Raw genomic sequence first — 19,650 nt, forward strand, 5'->3', positions numbered from 1 at the left:
GCGGCCGGGAACCGGTCACTAGGATCCTTTCGTTGATCCCAACAGCAACGCACGACGGGGGCGCTGCCCCTGAACACCAATGGAGGGACTCGTGGGAGTCAGCCTCAGCAAGGGCGGCAACGTCTCGCTGACCAAGGCCGCGCCGAATCTGACCGCGGTCACCGTGGGTCTGGGCTGGGACGTCCGGACCACCACCGGCACCGACTTCGACCTCGACGCCAGCGCCCTGCTGACCAACGCCGAGGGCAAGGTCGCCGCCGACGGCAACTTCGTCTTCTTCAACAACCTCAAGAGCCCGGACGGCTCCGTCGAGCACACCGGTGACAACCTCACCGGCGAGGGCGAGGGCGACGACGAGCAGATCAAGGTCAACCTGGCCGGGGTCCCCGCCGACGTCCAGAAGATCGTCTTCCCGGTCTCGATCTACGAGGCCGAGAGCCGCCAGCAGTCCTTCGGTCAGGTGCGCAACGCGTTCATCCGCGTGGTCAACCAGGCCGACGGCAACGAGCTCGCCCGCTACGACCTCAGCGAGGACGCCTCGACGGAGACCGCGATGGTCTTCGGCGAGCTCTACCGCAACGGCCCGGAGTGGAAGTTCCGTGCCATCGGCCAGGGTTACGCCTCGGGCCTGCGCGGCATCGCGCAGGACTTCGGTGTGAACGTCTGAGCCACCGCACGTCCCATGTCCGGCGCCGCACTCCTTCTGGTGCGGCGCCGGACGTGCCTCACAACCATGCACACCCAGGGGAGGACTCACCATCATGGGCGTCACGCTCGCCAAGGGAGGCAATGTCTCCCTCTCCAAGGCCGCACCCAATCTCACCCAGGTCCTCGTCGGTCTCGGCTGGGACGCACGCTCCACCACCGGAGCGCCCTTCGACCTCGACGCCAGCGCCCTGCTCTGCCAGAACGGACGCGTCCTCGGCGACGAGTGGTTCATCTTCTACAACCAGCTCACGAGCCCCGACGGCTCCGTCGAGCACACCGGTGACAACCTCACCGGCGAGGGTGACGGCGACGACGAGTCGCTCCTGGTGGACCTCTCCAAGGTGCCGGCCACGGTGGACAAGATCGTCTTCCCGGTCTCCATCCACGACGCGGACAACCGCGGTCAGACCTTCGGCCAGGTCAGCAACGCCTTCATCCGCGTGGTCAACCAGGCCGACGGTCAGGAACTCGCGCGCTACGACCTCAGCGAGGACGCCTCGACGGAGACCGCGATGATCTTCGGCGAGCTCTACCGGTACGGGGGCGAGTGGAAGTTCCGGGCCGTAGGCCAGGGGTACGCGTCGGGGCTGAGGGGCATCGCTCTAGACTTCGGGGTCAACGTTTCGTAAAGCCGCGTGCGGCTCGGGGGAGACCTCCCTCAGGCATCGCCCGGGGGACAATTACACGATTGGGTAGCCAGTGGTTCTGAAAACCTTCGGCTGGTCGTTCGCCGTCACGGCGCTCGGCCTCGCATTCGCCGCCTGGCAGTGGGGCTGGGAGGCGTTCGGGATCGTACTGATCCTGTCGATCCTCGAGATCTCGCTGTCGTTCGACAACGCGGTCGTCAATGCCGGAATCCTCAAGAAGATGAACGCCTTCTGGCAGAAGATCTTCCTGACGATCGGCATTCTGATCGCCGTCTTCGGTATGCGACTGGTCTTCCCCGTCGTGATCGTCGCCATCAGTGCCAAGGTCGGGCCGATCGAAGCGGTCCAGCTCGCCCTGGACCAGCCGGGTCAGTACGAGGACCTGGTCACGGACGCGCACGCCGCCATCGCCGCGTTCGGCGGTATGTTCCTGCTGATGATCTTCCTTGACTTCATGTTCGAGGAGCGTGAGCACAAGTGGCTCGCGTGGCTGGAGCGACCGCTGGCCAAGCTCGGCAAGGTCGACATGCTGTCGGTCTGCATCGCGCTCATCGTCCTGCTGATCTCCGCGGTCACCTTCGCCACCCAGGCGCACACCAGCACAGGGCATGCCGACAAGTCGGCCACGGTGCTCCTCTCCGGCGTCGCCGGCCTGATCACGTACCTGGTCGTCGGCGGCCTCTCCGGCTACTTCGAGGACAAGCTCGAAGAAGAGGAAGAGCGCGAGCACGAGGAGGAGGAACAGGCCAAGCGCCAGGGCAAGCAGGTCTCCGCCGTCGGCCTGGCGGGCAAGGCCGCGTTCTTCCTCTTCCTGTACCTCGAGGTCCTGGACGCGTCCTTCTCCTTCGACGGGGTCATCGGCGCGTTCGCCATCACCAACCACATCTTCTGGATGGCGCTCGGCCTCGGCATCGGCGCCATGTACGTCCGGTCGCTCACGGTCTACCTGGTCCGCCAGGGCACCCTGGACGACTACGTCTACCTGGAGCACGGCGCGCACTACGCGATCGGCGCCCTCGCCGTCATCCTGCTCATCACCATCCAGCACGAGATCAGCGAGATCATCACCGGCCTCATCGGCGTGGTCCTGATCGCCGCCTCCTTCTGGTCCTCGATCCGGCGCAACAAGGCGCTCGAGGCGGTGGCCGAGGGAAAAGCTGACGCCTCGGACGACAAAGCCGGAGTGTCGTCCGGGGTGTGACACCCTCCGCGAGGAGGGAACGCTCTGAACGGGGCGGTCACGAGGTTCTCGAGCCTCGTGACCGCCCCGCGGCATGGCGGGGACGACGGACCGATTGTGTGGGGTGGGGCATGGCTTTCTGGGACAACCTGTTTCGGGGGAGCGCGGCACAGTTCGATTCCGGCAGCGCCGCCACCAACTCCATAGAGCTGACCAAACGGCGTCCGACGGTCTCGCTCACCAAACAGGGCGCGGCCACCGGCAATCTCCGGGTCAACCTCTCCTGGCGCATGCGCACCTCCGACATCGAGGGGCGTTCACGCCAGAGCGGCCGGCTGCTGCGCCACCCCTTCAAGCTCTTCCAGCCCGATGTGGTCCAGGCTCACACCCAGGGCGTGGTCAATGTGGACCTGGACCTCGGCTGTCTGTACGAGCTGACGGACGGCAGCAAGGGCGTGGTGCAGCCGCTGGGCAACTTCTTCGGCAGTCTGAACGAGGCGCCGTACGTACGCCTCAGCGGCGACGACAGGTTCGGCGCACCCTCCGGCGAGACGATCTTCGTCAACCTCGACCACCGCGACAAGATCAAGCGCCTGCTCTTCTTCGTCTACATCTACGACCAGACGCCCGCCTTCGACCGCACCCACGCACACTGCACGCTCTACCCGAGCAACGGCCCGCGCGTGGAGATAGAGCTCGACGAGCGCGCCCCCCAGGCCCGCTCCTGCGCGGTGTTCTCCGTGGAGAACGTCAAGGGAGAGCTGACCGTGCGCCGCGAGGTGAAGTTCGTGTACGGCTTCCAGGCAGAGCTCGACCGGCTCTACGGATGGGGGCTGCAATGGGGCCGGGGCTACAAGAGCCGGGTCTGAGCGCGGGCACCCCGTGGGCGCGTCGTGCCAGGGCTGGGGACAGGGCCGGGGACGGGGAGTGGTCAGGGCCGCAGGAACTGCGGGCCCATCGGAGGCAGCCGGAACGCCGGGTCGGGCATGTGCGCGGCCACAGGCTGCGGATAGCCGTACCCCGGGGCGGGCGGGGCGGGCGGCGCCGTGTGCGGGTAGCCGTACGCGGGCCGGGTCGCGTCCGACTGCGGATAGCCGTACGCGGGTGCGGGAGCCGGCTGCGCGGGCAGGGGCGGGGCCGCCTGAGGCTGCGGCTCGGGCTCCCCGGACGGCTCGGCGGCGGCCTCCGCCTCGTCCACCGAGATGCCGAACGCGGTCGCGAGCCCCACGAGCCCGGTCGGGTAGCCCTGCGCCACCGCGCGGAACTTCCAGCCGTCCCCGCGCCGGTACAGCTCGCCGCAGATGATCGCGGTCTCCTCGCCGGTTTCCGGCTTCACGTCGAACACGGCCAGCGGCTCGTCCCCGGGCACGGCCGCGTCGTGGAGCAATATGCGCAGATCCCGTACATGCTCGAAGGTGCCGCCGTCCGAGGAGGCGGCGATCACGACCTGATCGACGGAGGAGTCCAATGCCCCCAGATCCGCCTCGACGGTGTCCGTCAGGTGCTCGGCGATCCGCTGCTTCGGCAGCCGCCGCACCAGGCCCGAAGGGTGGCGCGGCTGGTTGTAGAAGACGAAGTCCTCGTCGGAGCGCACACGGCCGCTCGGGCCGAGCAGCAGTGCCGATGCGTCCACATCGGGGACCTGGCTGCCCGGGGTCCAGCGCAGCACGGCCCGTACGGCCGTGGCATCGAGAGGGACGTTCGAGCCCTTCAGCATCGCGTGCGTCATGCCCGTCATCCTGCCTGGCCGAGGGGGCCGGGGACAACGCGGGGCCCGGTCCGGGCCCTGGCGCGCGCGTGTCCGGCAGGTCGGGCGGCACGGGTGCGAAGCGGACGAGTTACCTGGATTTCATGCACATGGGGAACTCTTGACACCCGCGCCTACGTACTATTACCGGCCACGTGTTTTCGGGGCCGTCGAGGCAGTACGGGGGATTTGAATGCGTCACTTCGGGCATGTCCCGCCCGCGACCCAGGACAGGCTGTTCCACCGGCAGCCGAGCGAGTTCGACGCCGGCTCCCCGGCCAGGATGCTCGCCGCCGCCCTCGGGGCCACGCTCTACAGCCCGGCCACCCGTCCCCGGCTCGCCGACGACGTGGTCAAGCAGGCCGGACGCGGCGTCGTGTCGATGGTGCTGTGCCTGGAGGACTCCATCGCCGATGCCGATGTGGAGCCCGCCGAGGACAACCTCGTCCGCCAGTTCGCCGACCTCGACGCACGCGGCGGCGAACTCCCCCTGCTGTTCATCCGGGTCCGCCACCCGGAACAGATTCCCGACCTCGTGAAGCGTCTGGGGCCCGCGGGACGGCTGCTGTCCGGATTCGTACTGCCCAAGTTCACCGAGGAACGCGGCGTGCCCTTCCTGGAGGCGCTCACCACCGCCGAGGCCGCCGACGGCCGGCGGCTGTTCGCCATGCCCGTCCTGGAGTCGCCCGAGCTGCTGTACCTGGAGTCCAGGACCGACACGCTCGCCGGCATCGCCCGCACCGTCGACAAGTACCGCGAGCGCGTGCTCGCCCTGCGCCTCGGCGTCACCGACTTCTGCTCCGCGTACGGGCTGCGCCGCTCGCCCGACATGACGGCGTACGACGTCCGGATCGTCACCTCCGTCATCGCCGACGTGGTCAATGTCCTCGGCCGCTCCGACGGCACCGGCTTCACGATCACCGGCCCGGTGTGGGAGTACTTCCCCACCCAGGAGCGCATGTTCAAGCCCCAGCTGCGCCACAGCCCCTTCCTCGAAGGGCGCGCCGAGGAGCTGCGCACCGCGCTCATCGAGCACGACATGGACGGCCTGCTGCGCGAGATCGAGCTCGACCGCGCCAACGGGCTGCTCGGCAAGACCTGCATCCACCCCTCCCATGTGCTGCCCGTCCACGCCCTGTCGGTGGTCAGCCACGAGGAGTACAGCGACGCGCAGGACATCCTGCGGCCCGAGCGCGGTGGCGGCGGGGTGCTGCGCTCCGCGTACACGAACAAGATGAACGAGGTGAAGCCGCACCGCGCCTGGGCGGAGCGGACCCTCCAGCGCGCTGAGGTCTTCGGCGTCGCCAAAGAGGACGTCGGCTTCGTGGATCTGCTGCGGGCGGGCATCGCCGACTGATGAAAAAGGAGACGGACAGCGTGGAGTGGTCGGGAAGCTGGGTCGCGAAACGGCTCGGAGTCGGACTCGACGGTGACGAACGGCTTCCCGAGCTGCTGGGCCTCGCCCTGCGCCGCAACCCCAAGCGATCCCACCTGCTGGTGTCCAACGTGCTCGGCAAGCATGTGCCGCAGCGCCCCTGGGTGGTCTGGCAGTGCGGCTACGACCTCGGCCGCCGCGTGCGCGAACTGCTCGGCGACGCCGCGGCGCGCAGCGCGGTCGTCCTCGGCTACGCGGAGACCGCGACCGGTCTCGGCCACTCCGTCGCCGACGGCGTGGCCCTCGCCCCCTACCTGCACTCCACCCGCCGCCCGGTCGACGGCGTCGCCCGCGCCGGAGGCTTCGAGGAGTCCCACTCGCACGCCACGACGCACCTGCTGCTCCCCGAGGACCCCCGGCTGCTGGCGGGCGAGGGACCGCTGATCCTCGTCGACGACGAGTTCTCCACCGGCAACACCGTGCTCAACACCATCCGCGACCTGCACGAGCGCTTCCCGCGCAAGCGGTATGTGATCGTCGCGCTCGTCGACATGCGCGCCGAGCAGGACCGGCAGCGGTTCACCGCCTTCGCCGACGAGATCGGCGCGCGCGTCGACCTCGTGTCCCTCGCCTCGGGCACCGTACGCCTGCCGGAGGGCGTCCTGGAGAAGGGACAGGCGCTCGTCGCCGAGCACGAGCCCACGGCGCACGCCCCGGCCCCGACACCCGCCGGCCACCGCACCCGGATCGACCTCGACTGGCCGGCGGGCGTGCCCGACGGCGGGCGCCACGGCTTCACGCCCGAGCACCGCCGCGCCCTGGAGGCCGCGCTCCCCGCCATGGCGGAACGGATCGCCGACACGCTCGGCGAAGCGACCGCGCGGGGCCGCCGCGTACTCGTCCTCGGCTTCGAGGAGCTGATGTACGCGCCACTGCGGATCGGCGTCGCACTGGACCGGCGGACCGACGCGGAGGTCTACTACTCCACCACCACCCGCTCACCCGTCCTCGCCGTCGACGACCCCGGCTACGCGATACGCACCCGGCTCGTCTTCCCCGCCCATGACGACCCCGCCGACGGCCCCGGCGAGCGATACGCCTACAACGTGGCGGGCGGCGGATTCGACGCCGTCGTCGCGGTGGTCGACTCCACCGCCGACACCGCCGAACTGCACGGCCCCGACGGCCTGCTCGCCCGGCTCGCGGCCCACACACCGCACGTACTGCTCGCCGTGGTCCCCTCCTACATCCCCCCGGCACCCCCGGCAACCCCGAAACTCCCGGCACCTCCGGCACCCGAAAGGGCCTCCATGCTGCCCGAGCCGCTCCGCGGACCCGACTTCTCCTCCTACGCACCCGAGGAGGTCGGCTGGCTGCTCCAGGACCTGTCGGACGTCGAACTGGAAGCGCCCACCGAGGAGCGTGAGGAGGCCATCCAGAGCGGCGGCGCGCACTACGCGGAGTCGCTGCCGGTGGAGTACCAGCCGAGCGAGCAGTACCAGGCGCTGTTCAAGGCCGCGCTCGAGACGTCCGCCGCCCGGATCGCGCGGGCCGTCGGCGCCGTCACCGAGATCGTCCTCGCCGAGCGGTCGCCGCGCCCGGTCCTGGTCTCCCTCGCCCGCGCCGGCACACCCGTCGGCGTACTGATGCGCCGCTGGGCCCGGCACCGGCACGGCCTCGACCTCCCGCACTACGCCGTGTCCATCGTGCGCGGCCGCGGCATCGACGCCAACGCGCTGCGCTGGCTCGCCGCCCACCACGACCCCGCCGACGTCGTCTTCGTCGACGGCTGGACCGGCAAGGGCGCCATCAGCCGGGAACTGGGCGAGGCACTGCGCGCGTTCGACGGCTTCGACCCCGAGATCGCGGTGCTCGCCGACCCCGGCGGCTGTGTGCGCACCTACGGCACCCGCGAGGACTTCCTCATTCCCTCCGCCTGCCTCAACTCCACCGTCTCCGGCCTCATATCCCGCACGGTGCTCCGCACGGACCTGGTGGGACCGGACGACTTCCACGGCGCGAAGTTCTACCGCGAACTGGCCTCCGCCGACGTCTCCGGACACTTCCTCGACACCGTCGCCGCCCGTTTCGACGAGGTGGCCGACGCGGTCGACACCGACGTCAAGGAACTGCTGGCCGCCGACCGCGCCCCCACGTGGGAGGGCTGGGCCGCCGTCGAGCGGATCAGCGAGGAGTACGGCATCCACGACGTGAACCTGGTCAAGCCAGGCGTCGGCGAGACCACGCGCGTCCTGCTGCGCCGTGTCCCGTGGAAGATCCTCGCCAAGCGCGGCGCGGGCGCCGACCTCGACCACGTACGGCTGCTCGCCGAGCAGAGAGGCGTACCCGTCGAGGAGGTCGACGAACTCCCGTACACCTGCGTGGGATTGATTCACCCCCAGTACACGCGGGGCGCCACCGGCGCCGACGGCAGGGCGGTGTCCTCATGACCGTGCTCGTCGCCAGCGACCTCGACCGTACGCTGATCTACTCCACCGCGGCCCTCGCGCTGTCCATGCCCGACGCGCAGGCGCCCCGGCTGCTCTGCGTCGAGGTGCACGAGCGCAAGCCCCTGTCGTACATGACCGAAACGGCGGCAGATCTCCTGGCCCGCCTCACCGAGGCCGCCGTCTTCGTCCCCACGACCACCCGCACCCGCAGGCAGTACCAGCGCATCAGCCTCCCCGGCGCCGCGCCACGGTACGCGATCTGCGCCAACGGCGGGCATCTGCTCGTCGACGGCGTCACCGACCACGACTGGCACCAGCAGGTCACGGCCCGGCTCGCCGACGCATGCGCGCCACTGGCCGAGATCCGTGCCCACCTGTCGGCCGTGTCCGACCCGACCTGGCTCCGCAAGGAACGTGTCGCCGAGGACCTGTTCGCGTATCTCGTCGTGGAGCGCGCGCTGCTGCCCGAGGGCTGGGTCAAGGACCTGAGCGGCTGGGCGGAGGAACGGGGCTGGTCCGTGTCCCTCCAGGGCCGCAAGATCTACGCGGTCCCCGAGCCGCTCACCAAGAGCGCGGCGGTCCGCGAGGTGGCCCGCCGCACCGGAGCCGGCCTGACCCTGGCCGCGGGCGACTCCCTACTCGACGCGGACCTGCTGATGTGCGCGGACCGGGCCTGGCGCCCGTCCCACGGCGAACTGGCCGAGGCGGGCTGGACGGCCCCCCACGTGGAGACACTTCCCCACGTGGGCGTGGCGGCGGGCGAGGAGATCCTCCGCCGCTTCGGCGCGGCGGAGGCATGACCGGGAGCGGGGGCGGGCAAGGGGAACATCACTCCTGCGCGCCCCCGTGCCCCCGGCGGTGCCACGCGGACCGCCGGGAACTTCCGGGAACGCCACCGCCGGCACGACCCTTGAAGGGGACCTGGCCGGGGCGGCCGGGCACTCCCGTCAGGTGCCGGCAGTGCCGCGGTACCTCGGCTCGTAGCGGGGGCGGTCGCAGTGGGGCGTCAGCCGCAGCAGCCTCCGCCGCAGCAACCACCGCCACCACCGCCACCACCGGCGCTCGGCGCCGGGCCCGCGGAGCTCGTGCCGCCCACCGCGACGGCGGACAGCAGCTTCACGGTGTCGTCGTGCCCGGCCGGACAGCTCGCGGGCGCGGACGACTCGGCCATCGGCCGGCTCACTTCGAACGTGTCGTCGCAGGACCGGCAGCGGAATTCGTAACGAGGCATGCGCTCAGGCTACCGGGGCGGCGGCAGCGGCTGCCGGGCGGCGTATTCACGCCGTCGCCGGGCACGCTGCTCGCGCGCGGCCTCCTCTGGGTGGCGGGCCTTCCAGTACGGATTGTCGTGGGGCAGGGTCGCGCTGACTCTGCCGTACATCCCGAAGAACATCAGCATCACGCCCACCACGAAGCTGAACAGCACGTTCTGGATGCGGAAGGCGAGCGGGTTGAAACTTCGGTCCAGCAGGGCGAGGTTCACGAATCCGCTGGCGATGAAGAGCACGCCGAGGACCATGTTGAGGGTCGAGGCGAAATTGCCGCCGATGACCATCCCGGCGAAGAGCAGCAGCCCGACGCCGATGGACAGCACGCTCAGCGCGCCGTTGGTGTTCAGACCGGCGACGGTGTCCCCGCGGGTGTCGAAGAAGCCGATCCGGTCGATCAGCCCCAGGATGCCGAAGGCGACCAGCAGCAGACCCATGAGACCGGCGCCGATGCGGTAGAAGCGGCTCAGCCGGTGGTCGACGGGCAGATGCTCGTCGAGCGTGATGCGGGTACGGCGGCCCGCCCGGGCTCCGGCTCTCGTATGCGGTACGTGTCCGGCCATCACTGGCCTCCTTCGTACGTACGCGTACTCCGGCTTTCAGGATCCGCCGCGGGCGCGGGCGCTACAAGCCCGGGCTCTCGACACCGGGGCGTGTGCGTGTGCGTGCGTGACTGAGTGCCTGCGTGACGGGCCTGCCTGTTCAGGGGCGGCGGCCGGGGCCGCCGCGCTCCTCGCGGATCTGCTCGACCACGCGCGCGACCGTACGCCGCACCGCCTCCATCTCCTGCAGGAAGTGCCAGTAGTCGGGATGTCTGCCCTCCAGTCCGGTGACCGCCCGCTCCAGACGCGCGACGGAGTCGTCCAGGGGGCGGGCATGACGTGGGTCGGGGGTGCTGCGACCGGCCATGGCGAGCCGCTGGGCGTCACGGATGGCGAACCGGGTCCGTGCGATCTCCTGCTGCGGATCCTTGGCGACGGCATTGAGCCGCTGGAGCCGGCCGCCGGCCGCGGAGACGGCCTCGTCCGTGGCGTTCAGCAGGGCCCGGACCGTGCTGAGCAGGGCGGTGGCGTCGGGCCAGCGCTGCTCCTCGCGCGCCTTCCCGGCCTCCGTCAGCTTCTCCTCCGCCCGGCGCACGCTGACCGCGGCCTGCTCCGGAACGGGCTGGAGGTCCTGCCAGCACGCCGCCGTGAAACGGCGGCGCAGCTCGCTGAGGACGGGTTCGACAGCACCGGCGCGATTGCTCAGGGCCTGGGCGCGAGTGCGCAGGGACACCAGGCGCCGGTCGATCTCGGCGGCCCGCTCGGGCAGCCGCTCGGCCTCCGCCCGTACGGCCTCGGCGTCGCGGAGCACCCTGTCCGCGCGGTGCAGCGTCTCGGTGACGCCGTGCCGGCCGGCGCCCTCGTTGAGTCTGGTGAGCTCCGGGCCGAGGGCGGCGAGCCGTCCGGCGAGATCATCCGCTCTCAGTCCGGAACCACGCACCGAATCGAGAGCATTGCTCGCGCCGAGTAGCGCCTGTCGCGCCCGCTCCACGGCGGGTGCGAGCCGGGCGAGCTGCGTCTCCGCCCTGTCGAGAAGCGGCCCGAGCCCCTGCGCGAACCGGTCCAGTTCGCCCCTGACCCGTACGAGCTCGTCCTTGGCCCGGTGGAGCTGCGTACGCGCCTCGGCGGCGACCGACGCCTCCAGATCGTCCCGGTCGAGATCATGCGCGTCGACGGCGGTGATGTACGCATGGCTCACCTCGTCGATACGGCGGCCCAGAGCGGCGAAGTCGTCCACGGCGCGGCGGGCGGCGGGCGAACTGTCCACCGCGCTGATCGTCTCGATCGAGATCCGCAGATCGCGCTGCGCCGTGTCCAGCTCGTAGAACGCGGCGGCGGCCGCGTCCTTCGCGGCCTGCGCGTCGGCCCGCTGGCTCTCGCCGCGCCCGCCGAACCAGCGCCGTGTCCCGCCCCCGGCGACGGCAGCCGGCAGGGCGGCGGCGAGGAGCGGCAGCGGAAGGAGCATCAGCGTGAGCGTGTCCCGCACGCCCCGGACGGCGTTCGCTCGCGCCTTGCGGTGCGGCCGCGTGTGTCTCGCCGTCACATGCCTCTCCCGTGCCGTGTCCGCCGTGCCCGTTCCGGTCAATACTCCCACCAGAAGGACGAACGCACGGGCCTGTTAGTTCGCGCTGCGCACCACGACTTCGCCGTTGTCACTGCGCGCCGTGACGACGTGTGCACCGTCGTCGTCCGTCGGCACGGCGATGCCGACGTCGCCGTTGCCGCTCTCGGCACTGACGGCGTACGGCGGGCCGGAGGCGGGGAGCTCGATGTCGATCCGCCCGTTGTCGCTCACGGTCTCGACCCGGTCGGGCACGGCGGCGAGGCCGATCCGTACGGACCCGTTGTCGGAGGTGGTGGTGACGGTCCTGGAGGTGATGCCTTCGGCGACGGTCCTGCCGCTGTCGCCGGCGGCGGAGCGGCCCGCTGGAGTCGCGTACGGTCACGCTGCCGTTGTCCGAGGTGATCTCCAGGGGGCCGTGAAGCCCTCGGCGGTGACGCTCCCGTTGTCGTCGACGACGGTGACGGCGACGTCGCGGGGCACCTTGACGGTGTGCCGCGCCGCGCAGTCGGAGGCGACGGCCTCGCACGTCACCTCGGGGGTCAGGGTCCCGTCCCGCATCCCCCACGACGCCTCGGGCCCGCTGCCGAGCACCACCCACCCGTCGACCTGCCGGGTGACCTGCACGTCCTCGATATCGGCGGGCACGATCTCCAGGGGGAGCCGTCGGCGTCGAGGGTCATCGCCGTGCCGCTGAACGCGAACGCCTTCCGCTCCACGGGAGCCTTCCGCACCTCGGCGCCCCCGCACCCGCCGGCCCCGAGACCGGCGACGACGACTGCGGCGGCGGGCACGAGGCGCTGAGCGCGGTGACGGCTGACGGCCGTGGCAATCGTTCCCCCAGGTGGCTCCGGCTGATCCCCGCCACGCTACGAGCGCCGGCCACGGGCTTCGATACGGCAGCCCACCGCCTTGACGGTGGGGCCGGCCCCGGTCAGCGGACGTCCTCGGCCTCCGGCTGGGGAACGGTTTGGAGGTGGGGGGTGTGCGCAATGTAGGCTGTGGCCTCATCCACGGGTGCGTAGCTCAGGGGTAGAGCGCTGCTCTTACAAAGCAGATGTCGGCGGTTCGAAACCGTCCGCGCCCACGGTGAATAGCTGCTGGTAGCAGCAGGGTTCGGCCCTCCGGTCATGATCGACCGGGGGGCCGTTTCCATGATCGAGGCCACATCGAGGCCACATCCCCACGGAAACCGCATTCCCTGCTCACCCATACGGGGGGTTGCCCAGGACCATCAGAGAGTTAGAGTGCTGATTGGACGGGGCCGGCGCGTCTCCCCGCGCGCGCCAGATGTACGCCGTCCGTGGCCTGTGTGTGTGGACGGGGAGGTTCGCCGCACAGGGAGGGACCCCCCGCCGCGAAAATCGGCGGGGGGTCTTCTTGTCACATTAGACCGCCCCACCCCGTTGCGGGGTGGGGCGGCTTGCTCTGACTGAATCAGAGCGGGGACGGTTCGGGCCCGGCGGATGTACGGACGCCGGGGCCGTCCCCGTGCCCGGCCTGGCGACCGGGGCCGCCGGGTGGGCGTTCATGGGTTTTGGGCCTGTACAGGTACCCGCCATCGTGAAGATCACGCACTGTAGGTTCTGACCTACAGCTATTCGATCATGGACCCGTGAGCGTGGACCAGTGCCGCGCTCCACCCCACCACCCGACTGGGTTCTCGCCAGACGACGAGCCATCGGGGACCACATCCGAGCGGCCCGCCTCCACGCGAGCCTCACCCAGGAGACCGTCGCACTGCGCGCCGAGATGGACCGGGCCACCTACAACCGGATCGAACAGGGGCACTCCGCAGCACTCATCGACACCCTGATCCGCATCGCCGACGTCATCGGCGTCCCGCTCTCCGACCTCGTACGCGAATAAGCCCCGGCCGGCCTGCGACGGGGGATGCAGACCGACCGGGGCGGCCGTGGTATCTATGCGCTGGTCGGTGAGCGACGGGTGAGCTTGCCCTTGGGGGTCACTGTGTCGCAGTCCTCGCACACGATGCTGACGACGTAGTCGTAGACCAGGGCGAAGGTCTTCCGGCGCCCGCAGCGGCACGGGGTGCGCGAGTACCTCTGTTCAGCCCACGCGAACACGCGGTTGACCTGAGTGGCATCCACGTCAGGCGGCTACGACGATGGCGGCCTGCTCCATCTCTTCGTCGGTGGCCATGAGGTCGTCGAACTCGCCGGCCTTCACACCCTCGAAGAACTTCCGGATCTCCGCGCGGCTGAAGTACAGGACCGGGCTGGAGGGGTCCTTGTCGTCCGAGAGGGCGACCATGCGGGTGCCGTCCGGGATGCTGAAGTGCGGGTGCCCCTGTGCGTCGTCGGCCGCGGCCACGATCACGCAGTCCTTGAGGATCGGGTGCAGGTCCGTCCGGCTGGACTTGCGCCAGTCCAGGCCGGGGGCGTTCGTGTTCTCGTACGGCTTCGAGGCGAGGCCGTTGCTGATGGTGCCCATGGTGGTGTGTCCTTTCACTTGGGACATGGTCAGTGCCCTTCACTCGCTGGGTGGGGTGCCCCGGCCGGTCCGAGGGATGTCCGACCGGGGCGTTCCGTCCGGGTCGGCCTGGGGGTAGAGCCCGGACGGAAGTTCATGGGCAGGCGTATACGTCGGTGTCGAGGACGTGGACGCCCTGAGTGCCGGTGGCGCGCCCCACGTGGACGGCACCGCGGGTAAGTGCCTGGCCGCAGGCGAAGCATGCCCGCCCGGCGTATGCCTCGTTCGACAGGGAAGCGGCGGGCGGAATCGGTACGCCGCGGCAGCGGACCGCGGCGGTCGGCGCGGAAATCATCCGGCACCGACTTCGGGGCGCGGGCAGGGCTGCTTGTGGACGTGGAGCGTGGTGCCGCCGCCGGAGCCGGACAGCTTGTCGATGACGTCGTAGTCCTCGCCGGGCAGGATCGCGTGGTGGCAGCGGGCACAGATCACGAGCCGACTCCTTCGGGATGGCGCTTGCAGGCGCGGGGGAACCAGCGGGTCACGTGGCCGGCGATCCACAGGCGCTGCGGCCCCAGGTCGGCGGCGGTCTCCGTGGTGAGGACGACACCGCAGAACACGCAGTCGACGCCGCGCCGTTGACGCTGCGACAGCGTCCCGATCGGCGGGAGTGTGGTCCGGTCGTGCACGGCATCACGCGGCCGTCCTGCGGCTGTGGCCTCCCCGCCGTCAGCCGAAGGTGCGGATCCTGCTGTGATGCGTGCACGTTCCGTAGTCACAGGTGGATGATGGTCCGGCACGGCGGGACGGAAATAGGCCGCGCGGTGGCCACGTGCGGCCACGTTGCGGCCACGGCCGAAGGCAGTAGCGATGACACCTCAGACTGGGCGTACAGGCCGGAACGATGCGCTGCGCGCAGCCCGGTTACGGAAAGGCTGGCGGACGATCGAGGCCGCCGCCGCGGGCCTCCAGGAGCACGGGCAGCAGCTCCTCGACGACCGGCAGTTCACCGTCTCCGCACGCACATGGCGCCGCTGGGAAGGGGAACGACCGGGCTGGCCGTCAGAGGAGACAGCGATCGTGCTGCACGATGCGCTCGGACGCTGGCCCGAAGACCTTGGCTTCACCACCCCGCCGGGATGGATCCGGCCCGAGCACCACCGCGAGGACGATGTGAAACGCCGCGCCTTCGTTTACGTCACAGCTGCCGCCCTCGTCGCTGGGCCCGTTGCGCCGCAGCACGTCGACCCCGCCCTGATCGACTACTTCCAGCAGCAGCTCGAAGGGCACTACCGGGCCGACATGTTCCTCGGTCCGCACGACCTCATCGGCACGGTGTCTACGCAGTATCAGCTCATCGACAAGCTGATCCGCTCAGCCAAGGGCGAGACCCGCCGCGGCCTGCTTCGCGTCGGAGCCGCGTACGCCGCGCTCGTGGGCTGGCTGTACCAGGACGCCGGCGACATGGACGGCGCCGCTTTCTGGCGCGGGGTGACGCAGGAGATTGCGATGCGGTCGCGCGACCCGCACCTCATCGGGTACAGCCTGGTCAACCAGGCGCAGGTGCGCACTGACTTGGGTGACGGGCACGCCGTCATCGACTTGTGCGAGGCCGCGCTCGACGACGCCGGGCACTTGGTGCCGAAGGTGCGCATCATGGCCATGCAGCAGCAGGCCCACGGGGCGAGCTTGACCGGCAACCGGGAGGCGGTGGACCGGCTGATCGACCAGGCCGACGGGCTGCTCCACCGCGTTGACGACGAGCTGCCATGGGGCAACGCCTGCCGTCGCACCCCCGGTTACCTGGAGGTGCAGCGGGCCACCTGCTACGGGCGGCTCGGTCTCGGCGAGGAGGCGGGCGCTCTGTGGTCGCAGGTTCTTGAGGTGGTGCCGGAGACTGCGCGCAGGGACCGTGGGGTGTATATGGCGCGGCATGCGACGGCGGCGGCCGCGGCGCGGGAGCCTGATCAGGCTGTGGAGATCGCGCGGGTTGCGGCGCAGATCGCGGTGGAGACTCGGTCGGCGCGGATGGTGCGGGAGTTGGTGGGTCTGGAGCGGGCGATGCGGCCGTGGCAGGATGCCCCGGTCGGCCGGGATCTTGCTGAGGTTCTGGCGCCCGTGACGGAGAGGGACTGAGATGGTGCCGCTGACGGAGCAGGAGATAGCTGACGCCTTGCGGGAGGTGCCGGGGTGGGAGCGTGCGGGTGATGAGATCAGCCGCATCTTCAAGATCCGGTATCACGGTGGTGTGGCGATGATCGTGCACGTTGCCGATGTTGAGCGGCTGATCGGCCACCATGCGGACATCCATCTGCGGTGGGGTGAGCTGCGGTTCGGCATCACGACGCACGACGCGGGGCACAAGCTGACAGCGGCGGACTTCGACCTGGCGAAGAGGATCGACGCGATCGCGGCCGCGCATGGTGCGGTGTCATTGGACGTGTGACTGGGCGCGGAAGCCCAGGCAAGAGCCCCGCACCAAGACGTGACTGGGCGGGGCTCGCTGCGGTCAGCCCTTCGTCGGCACCGCCCACTCCTGCGGCACATCAAGCCCGGCCGGCGCATACACAACCGTGTGCGGCCACGAATCGCCCGGGACAGAGAAGACGAGCTTTCCCCGGACGCACTTGCCGTCGGTGAGCGTCGTCTCGAACGGGAACTCCGGCTTCGGGAAGTCGCCGTAGGTGGTGCTCGATGGCTCCACTCGGGAGCCGTCCTCGTAAGACAGCGTCCACGGCTCTGTCGTGGCGGGGAACGTACCGCTGATACTGCAGGTCTTCAGCTCGACGTAGGCCCACTGGTATCCGGCTGCGCCCTCCTCAGCGGCATCGCCGACGGACTTGAAGCCCTGCCTGTAGTCGATGACGGTGACCGCGCCTTCGATGCCGTCGCTGCCAGTGAAGCCCCACTCCGTTCCCATCTTGAGGATCGGCTGCCGGGTGGGCGTCGGCTCGGGTGCTGGCTCGCTGCTTGATGTGGCAGGTTCCGGGCTCGGGCTGTCCGCGGCGGCCGGCTTGTCGTCGCTGCTGTTTGAGCAGCCGACGAGAGCAGCGGCGAGGAGTAGAGCGGCAGCGGTGGTGCGGGTGCGCATGGTCCCCCCAAGGACGTGCGGTTGATGCACGCATCATCTGGCCTGTGAGCGCAGCGTGGTAGCCGCGTGACGGAACAGTGACTCTTACGGGTACTGGCGGCGTGCCGGGTCCAGCGCCAGAGACAGCGGCGGGGCCGGGACGCCGAGGCGGGCGCGCAGGGTGTCGGTGTCGATCGGTGTGCCGGTACGGGCGTGGTGGTCGTCGGCGACCTTGCGGGCGTGGTCGACGAGCGCGGCCGGGACCGGCGGAGCCGGGGCGGGAGCGGGCTCAGCGGCGGTCAGGGCCGGAGCAGGATCCGAAGGTTCGACCGGCTCGGGCTCAGAGGCGGAGGCGGGTTCGGCCGGCCCAACCTCGACCGGCTCGGGCGTCGGCTCCGGTTCGGGGGCGGGGTGGGTCGCGGTGGGTGAGTGGGCGAGGAGGGTGCCGCCGAGGAAGGCGAGGGCGGGCCATCCGGCGATGCCGAAGCGGAGCCAGGCGGGCGGGTGGGCCAGGTCGAGGAATCCGGCGGTGGCGACGTTCGCGCCGAGAGAGGCGACCAGGGCGATCAGGAACCAGCACCAGGCGAGCCGGGACGGGCCGTCGTTGCGCAGCCGTCGCCAGGCGGCGACCAGGAGCAGGTCGACGGAGACGGGGTAGGCCCATGCCTTCCAGCCGGTCTGTCCGGCAGCGGCGGCGAGGTCGTGCAGGTGGGCGAAGGACAGGGCCCCGGCGATCACGGCTTGCACCAGGACGGCGTCGACGCGGAGCGAGCGGGTCATGTCTTCACCTCCTTTGCAGGGCGTTTTGGGCATGGCGGGGGTAGGGAGCTGGCGCGAGACGGTCGCGCCGACCGGCGTGCGGGGGCGGCTCAGGCGGAGGCGGGTGCCTTGGTCGGGGCCGGGATCTTCACCAGCGAGACTGTGGGCGGCAGCGGCCGGAACGGAGCCAGCTCCGGCAGGTCCGGCGTGCGGTGTGCGTTGGCGTTGCAGACGTTCACGGCCTGGCGCAGCGAGGTGAACGGGGTGCGGATGCGGACCCATCCGCCGGTCGAGTCACCGGCGACGGCGGTGCCGGGGCGGTTCGCGGGAATCTGGGTGGCGGCAACCACGGCGTCCGGGGAGATGTCGCCGAACGCCATCTTGGCGGAGGCTTCATCGTTGACCCGGTGTGCCGTACGGCCGGTGAGCTGGGCGCGGAGCATGGTGATTCCGTCGCCGAGTTCGGAGCCGAAGCGCTGCCCGCAGATTTCGACGTAGATGCCGGCAGCCCGGCCGAGCTGGACGAGCCGGACCAGTGCGGTGACGATCCGCTCGCGCCGCTTCTTCTCTGCCGCGTTGGCGAGCAGCGACAGTTCGGCCACCTCGTCGACCAGGAGCACGATCGGAGTCGGGCGCAGGTGATCCGGCAGGCCCCAGATGTCGGCGGTGATCTCTGCGTCCGGGACGTCCGAGCTGATGCGCTGTTCGCGACGGACGATCCGGTACGTCGCGGCCATGCGGTCGACGAGGACGTCGAGAAGGTCCGCGGCGTCGTCGGCGTTGTCGGCGAGCGCGGAGAAGCGTCGGGCGAGCGGGTAGAGCTCTACTCCTTCCTTGCAGTCGATGCCGACCAGGGCGACGTCGAGACTGGCGAGTTCCTTGACCAACTGCCGCTGGTAGACGGACTTCCCGGACTCGGTCGCGCCGAGGTTGAGGGCGTGCGGGACCTGGCGGTAGTCGCGGTAGTGGACCTCTCCGTCCTCCCGCAGGGCGACCGGGATGCGCAGGCCCTCACGCTCGATCCTCGCGGGCATCTGCACCCGCTTGAGCACGTCGTACCCGGTCATTCGCAGTTCGACGACACCCGACTTGATTTCGCGGGAGGTGACGCCCTGCATGGTGAACGAGTGCCGCAGCCGGTCGGTGGAGGCTGCGAAGTCGAAGGCGTCCTGACCGGGCCGAAGACCCACCCGCAGCACGAGTCCGGTACGGGTCGGGCGCAGGCTCAGGATGCGCGGTGGCCGGGGGCCCGGGATGGGCCGGTGGGCGATGCGGGCCCAGGCCAGCCGCAGCCGGGACGGCGGGACCGTAAGCCCACAGGCGTCCATGACCGAGGAGTACCGGACCAGGACTCGAACGGCAGCGAGGGCGATGCCGAAGGCGAGCCAGTACCAGGCGGGGCGGCGCCGCTTGAGCAGCAGCGCCAGCCCGACCACGGCCAGCAGGCCGATCGCTGTCCCGGTCACGATCAGGCCGCCTTCGGCTTACCGGCGTCCGCGGCCAGGGAGGTGACGGCGATCGCGCGGAAGCTGATGCCGTGGCGCTTCTGACCGTTGAACTCGTTCTCCCACGGCCTGGCCACCACTCCGGTCAGACCGACCGGGGTGCCTGTGGCCAGGTCGCCGGTGAACCCGGTCTCCGGAACGGTCAGGCTCAGGATCTCGGCGTTGCCGTTCATGACGAACATGACGTCGATCGTCATCAGCGGCGCGCCGGTGTCCCGGTCGGTGGCCACCTCTCCGGTCTGGCGGTTGGCAATCTTCGGCTGCGGGGGCTGGGCCACCATCACGACGGCGCCGGTGATGTCGACGGGAATCTGACGCATCGTCTTGTCTCCTGTGTTTGAGGGTGATTCGACCCGCCGCAATCGGCGGTGAGATCAGGAGACCGCAGGAAGTGACGGACGTATC

At 70.3% G+C, this 19,650-nt stretch carries 24 protein-coding genes and 1 tRNA gene; 11 read left to right on the forward strand and 14 right to left on the reverse strand.

Annotated elements, in window-relative coordinates:
* Window positions 1-91 precede the first annotated feature (91 nt).
* The 4 genes from ACH5AF_RS03425 (at window position 92) to ACH5AF_RS03440 (ending at window position 3,404) form a co-directional block, all read left to right on the forward strand.
* A complete protein-coding gene (locus tag ACH5AF_RS03425; RefSeq protein WP_398899655.1) occupies window positions 92-667 on the forward strand; it encodes a TerD family protein in 576 nt (191 codons plus the stop codon).
* A 94-nt stretch (window positions 668-761) separates the two neighbouring features.
* The gene (locus tag ACH5AF_RS03430; protein WP_177149979.1) at window positions 762-1,337 is read left to right on the forward strand and encodes a TerD family protein; all 576 of its coding nucleotides are present in this window, start codon (window positions 762-764) and stop codon (window positions 1,335-1,337) included.
* A gap of 70 nt (window positions 1,338-1,407) precedes the next feature.
* Window positions 1,408-2,556 (forward strand): DUF475 domain-containing protein, encoded by a 1,149-nt coding sequence (locus ACH5AF_RS03435; RefSeq protein WP_398899657.1) that lies wholly within the window; start codon window positions 1,408-1,410, stop codon window positions 2,554-2,556.
* A 110-nt stretch (window positions 2,557-2,666) separates the two neighbouring features.
* Window positions 2,667-3,404 (forward strand): Tellurium resistance, encoded by a 738-nt coding sequence (locus tag ACH5AF_RS03440; protein WP_398899658.1) that lies wholly within the window; start codon window positions 2,667-2,669, stop codon window positions 3,402-3,404.
* A 62-nt stretch (window positions 3,405-3,466) separates the two neighbouring features.
* Here the strand turns inward: ACH5AF_RS03440 and ACH5AF_RS03445 are convergent, their stop codons facing one another.
* Entirely contained in the window at window positions 3,467-4,264 is a 798-nt protein-coding gene (locus tag ACH5AF_RS03445; RefSeq protein WP_398899659.1) for a TerD family protein, read from the reverse strand.
* A 211-nt stretch (window positions 4,265-4,475) separates the two neighbouring features.
* On the opposite strand from ACH5AF_RS03445, the gene ACH5AF_RS03450 reads away from it, so the two are divergent.
* Genes ACH5AF_RS03450 through ACH5AF_RS03460 form a run of 3 tightly spaced genes read left to right on the forward strand, consistent with a single transcriptional unit; the run spans window position 4,476 to window position 8,907 of the window.
* Window positions 4,476-5,639, forward strand: coding sequence for an HpcH/HpaI aldolase/citrate lyase family protein (locus tag ACH5AF_RS03450; RefSeq protein ID WP_398899660.1), 1,164 nt, complete (start codon window positions 4,476-4,478; stop codon window positions 5,637-5,639).
* Entirely contained in the window at window positions 5,639-8,107 is a 2,469-nt protein-coding gene (locus ACH5AF_RS03455; protein WP_398899661.1) for a phosphoribosyltransferase, read from the forward strand. Before ACH5AF_RS03450 ends, ACH5AF_RS03455 begins: the two co-directional genes overlap by 1 nt.
* Entirely contained in the window at window positions 8,104-8,907 is an 804-nt protein-coding gene (locus ACH5AF_RS03460) for an HAD family hydrolase (protein WP_398899663.1), read from the forward strand. Before ACH5AF_RS03455 ends, ACH5AF_RS03460 begins: the two co-directional genes overlap by 4 nt.
* Before the next feature lie 206 nt (window positions 8,908-9,113).
* Here ACH5AF_RS03460 and ACH5AF_RS03465 read toward each other — a convergent pair whose 3' ends face one another.
* The 5 genes from ACH5AF_RS03465 to ACH5AF_RS03485 all read right to left on the reverse strand — a co-directional run bounded on the left by ACH5AF_RS03465 (window position 9,114) and on the right by ACH5AF_RS03485 (window position 12,126).
* Window positions 9,114-9,338, reverse strand: coding sequence for a zinc ribbon domain-containing protein (locus ACH5AF_RS03465; protein ID WP_215180487.1), 225 nt, complete (start codon window positions 9,336-9,338; stop codon window positions 9,114-9,116).
* Window positions 9,339-9,347: 9 nt separating this feature from the next.
* A complete protein-coding gene (locus tag ACH5AF_RS03470; RefSeq protein WP_398899664.1) occupies window positions 9,348-9,938 on the reverse strand; it encodes a DUF4383 domain-containing protein in 591 nt (196 codons plus the stop codon).
* Between the two features lie 139 nt (window positions 9,939-10,077).
* Window positions 10,078-11,460 (reverse strand): hypothetical protein, encoded by a 1,383-nt coding sequence (locus ACH5AF_RS03475; protein WP_398899665.1) that lies wholly within the window; start codon window positions 11,458-11,460, stop codon window positions 10,078-10,080.
* 75 nt (window positions 11,461-11,535) lie between these two features.
* Entirely contained in the window at window positions 11,536-11,733 is a 198-nt protein-coding gene (locus ACH5AF_RS03480; RefSeq protein WP_398899666.1) for a hypothetical protein, read from the reverse strand.
* A gap of 126 nt (window positions 11,734-11,859) precedes the next feature.
* Window positions 11,860-12,126 (reverse strand): hypothetical protein, encoded by a 267-nt coding sequence (locus tag ACH5AF_RS03485; RefSeq protein ID WP_398899667.1) that lies wholly within the window; start codon window positions 12,124-12,126, stop codon window positions 11,860-11,862.
* 367 nt (window positions 12,127-12,493) lie between these two features.
* Here ACH5AF_RS03485 and ACH5AF_RS03490 point away from each other — a divergent pair.
* A tRNA-Val gene (locus tag ACH5AF_RS03490) sits at window positions 12,494-12,565 on the forward strand.
* Between the two features lie 542 nt (window positions 12,566-13,107).
* A complete protein-coding gene (locus tag ACH5AF_RS03495; RefSeq protein WP_398899668.1) occupies window positions 13,108-13,347 on the forward strand; it encodes a helix-turn-helix domain-containing protein in 240 nt (79 codons plus the stop codon).
* Between the two features lie 53 nt (window positions 13,348-13,400).
* On the opposite strand, the gene ACH5AF_RS03500 is transcribed toward ACH5AF_RS03495, so the two are convergent.
* The 4 genes from ACH5AF_RS03500 to ACH5AF_RS03515 all read right to left on the reverse strand — a co-directional run bounded on the left by ACH5AF_RS03500 (window position 13,401) and on the right by ACH5AF_RS03515 (window position 14,600).
* On the reverse strand, window positions 13,401-13,589 hold the full coding sequence (locus tag ACH5AF_RS03500) for a hypothetical protein (protein ID WP_398899669.1): 189 nt from the start codon (window positions 13,587-13,589) through the stop codon (window positions 13,401-13,403).
* 1 nt (window position 13,590) lies between these two features.
* Complete coding sequence (locus tag ACH5AF_RS03505; protein ID WP_398899670.1) at window positions 13,591-13,932, reverse strand: DUF397 domain-containing protein; 342 nt, start codon at window positions 13,930-13,932, stop codon at window positions 13,591-13,593.
* Between the two features lie 330 nt (window positions 13,933-14,262).
* Window positions 14,263-14,403, reverse strand: coding sequence for a hypothetical protein (locus tag ACH5AF_RS03510; RefSeq protein ID WP_398899671.1), 141 nt, complete (start codon window positions 14,401-14,403; stop codon window positions 14,263-14,265).
* A complete protein-coding gene (locus tag ACH5AF_RS03515; protein WP_398899673.1) occupies window positions 14,400-14,600 on the reverse strand; it encodes a hypothetical protein in 201 nt (66 codons plus the stop codon). The genes ACH5AF_RS03510 and ACH5AF_RS03515 overlap by 4 nt, the downstream gene beginning before the upstream one ends.
* Window positions 14,601-14,991: 391 nt before the next feature.
* Between ACH5AF_RS03515 and ACH5AF_RS03520 the strand changes: the two genes are divergently transcribed.
* Window positions 14,992-16,047 (forward strand): Twin-arginine translocation pathway signal, encoded by a 1,056-nt coding sequence (locus ACH5AF_RS03520; protein ID WP_398899674.1) that lies wholly within the window; start codon window positions 14,992-14,994, stop codon window positions 16,045-16,047.
* Between the two features lies 1 nt (window position 16,048).
* A complete protein-coding gene (locus ACH5AF_RS03525) occupies window positions 16,049-16,357 on the forward strand; it encodes a 4a-hydroxytetrahydrobiopterin dehydratase (protein ID WP_398899676.1) in 309 nt (102 codons plus the stop codon).
* 63 nt (window positions 16,358-16,420) lie between these two features.
* On the opposite strand, the gene ACH5AF_RS03530 is transcribed toward ACH5AF_RS03525, so the two are convergent.
* The 4 genes from ACH5AF_RS03530 to ACH5AF_RS03545 all read right to left on the reverse strand — a co-directional run bounded on the left by ACH5AF_RS03530 (window position 16,421) and on the right by ACH5AF_RS03545 (window position 19,565).
* The gene (locus ACH5AF_RS03530) at window positions 16,421-17,002 is read right to left on the reverse strand and encodes a hypothetical protein (RefSeq protein ID WP_398899677.1); all 582 of its coding nucleotides are present in this window, start codon (window positions 17,000-17,002) and stop codon (window positions 16,421-16,423) included.
* An 84-nt stretch (window positions 17,003-17,086) separates the two neighbouring features.
* Complete coding sequence (locus tag ACH5AF_RS03535) at window positions 17,087-17,761, reverse strand: DUF2637 domain-containing protein (RefSeq protein ID WP_398899678.1); 675 nt, start codon at window positions 17,759-17,761, stop codon at window positions 17,087-17,089.
* An 89-nt stretch (window positions 17,762-17,850) separates the two neighbouring features.
* On the reverse strand, window positions 17,851-19,206 hold the full coding sequence (locus ACH5AF_RS03540) for an FtsK/SpoIIIE domain-containing protein (RefSeq protein ID WP_398899679.1): 1,356 nt from the start codon (window positions 19,204-19,206) through the stop codon (window positions 17,851-17,853).
* A gap of 2 nt (window positions 19,207-19,208) precedes the next feature.
* Complete coding sequence (locus ACH5AF_RS03545) at window positions 19,209-19,565, reverse strand: hypothetical protein (RefSeq protein ID WP_398899680.1); 357 nt, start codon at window positions 19,563-19,565, stop codon at window positions 19,209-19,211.
* Window positions 19,566-19,650 lie beyond the last annotated feature (85 nt).

The sequence above is a fragment of the Streptomyces sp. NPDC018833 genome (assembly GCF_044390825.1).
Classification (GTDB): Bacteria; Actinomycetota; Actinomycetes; order Streptomycetales; family Streptomycetaceae; genus Streptomyces.

What these genes read in the sequence shown, in the direction of transcription:
- ACH5AF_RS03445 (WP_398899659.1), bottom strand. Translation starts at nt 4,264, where the DNA reads ATGACGCACGCGATGCTGAAGGGCTCGAACGTCCCTCTCGATGCCACG.
- ACH5AF_RS03535 (WP_398899678.1), bottom strand. Translation starts at nt 17,761, where the DNA reads ATGACCCGCTCGCTCCGCGTCGACGCCGTCCTGGTGCAAGCCGTGATC.
- ACH5AF_RS03430 (WP_177149979.1), top strand. Translation starts at nt 762, where the DNA reads ATGGGCGTCACGCTCGCCAAGGGAGGCAATGTCTCCCTCTCCAAGGCC.
- ACH5AF_RS03470 (WP_398899664.1), bottom strand. Translation starts at nt 9,938, where the DNA reads ATGGCCGGACACGTACCGCATACGAGAGCCGGAGCCCGGGCGGGCCGC.
- ACH5AF_RS03530 (WP_398899677.1), bottom strand. Translation starts at nt 17,002, where the DNA reads ATGCGCACCCGCACCACCGCTGCCGCTCTACTCCTCGCCGCTGCTCTC.
- ACH5AF_RS03505 (WP_398899670.1), bottom strand. Translation starts at nt 13,932, where the DNA reads ATGGGCACCATCAGCAACGGCCTCGCCTCGAAGCCGTACGAGAACACG.
- ACH5AF_RS03455 (WP_398899661.1), top strand. Translation starts at nt 5,639, where the DNA reads ATGAAAAAGGAGACGGACAGCGTGGAGTGGTCGGGAAGCTGGGTCGCG.
- ACH5AF_RS03460 (WP_398899663.1), top strand. Translation starts at nt 8,104, where the DNA reads ATGACCGTGCTCGTCGCCAGCGACCTCGACCGTACGCTGATCTACTCC.
- ACH5AF_RS03450 (WP_398899660.1), top strand. Translation starts at nt 4,476, where the DNA reads ATGCGTCACTTCGGGCATGTCCCGCCCGCGACCCAGGACAGGCTGTTC.
- ACH5AF_RS03465 (WP_215180487.1), bottom strand. Translation starts at nt 9,338, where the DNA reads ATGCCTCGTTACGAATTCCGCTGCCGGTCCTGCGACGACACGTTCGAA.
- ACH5AF_RS03545 (WP_398899680.1), bottom strand. Translation starts at nt 19,565, where the DNA reads ATGCGTCAGATTCCCGTCGACATCACCGGCGCCGTCGTGATGGTGGCC.
- ACH5AF_RS03440 (WP_398899658.1), top strand. Translation starts at nt 2,667, where the DNA reads ATGGCTTTCTGGGACAACCTGTTTCGGGGGAGCGCGGCACAGTTCGAT.
- ACH5AF_RS03525 (WP_398899676.1), top strand. Translation starts at nt 16,049, where the DNA reads ATGGTGCCGCTGACGGAGCAGGAGATAGCTGACGCCTTGCGGGAGGTG.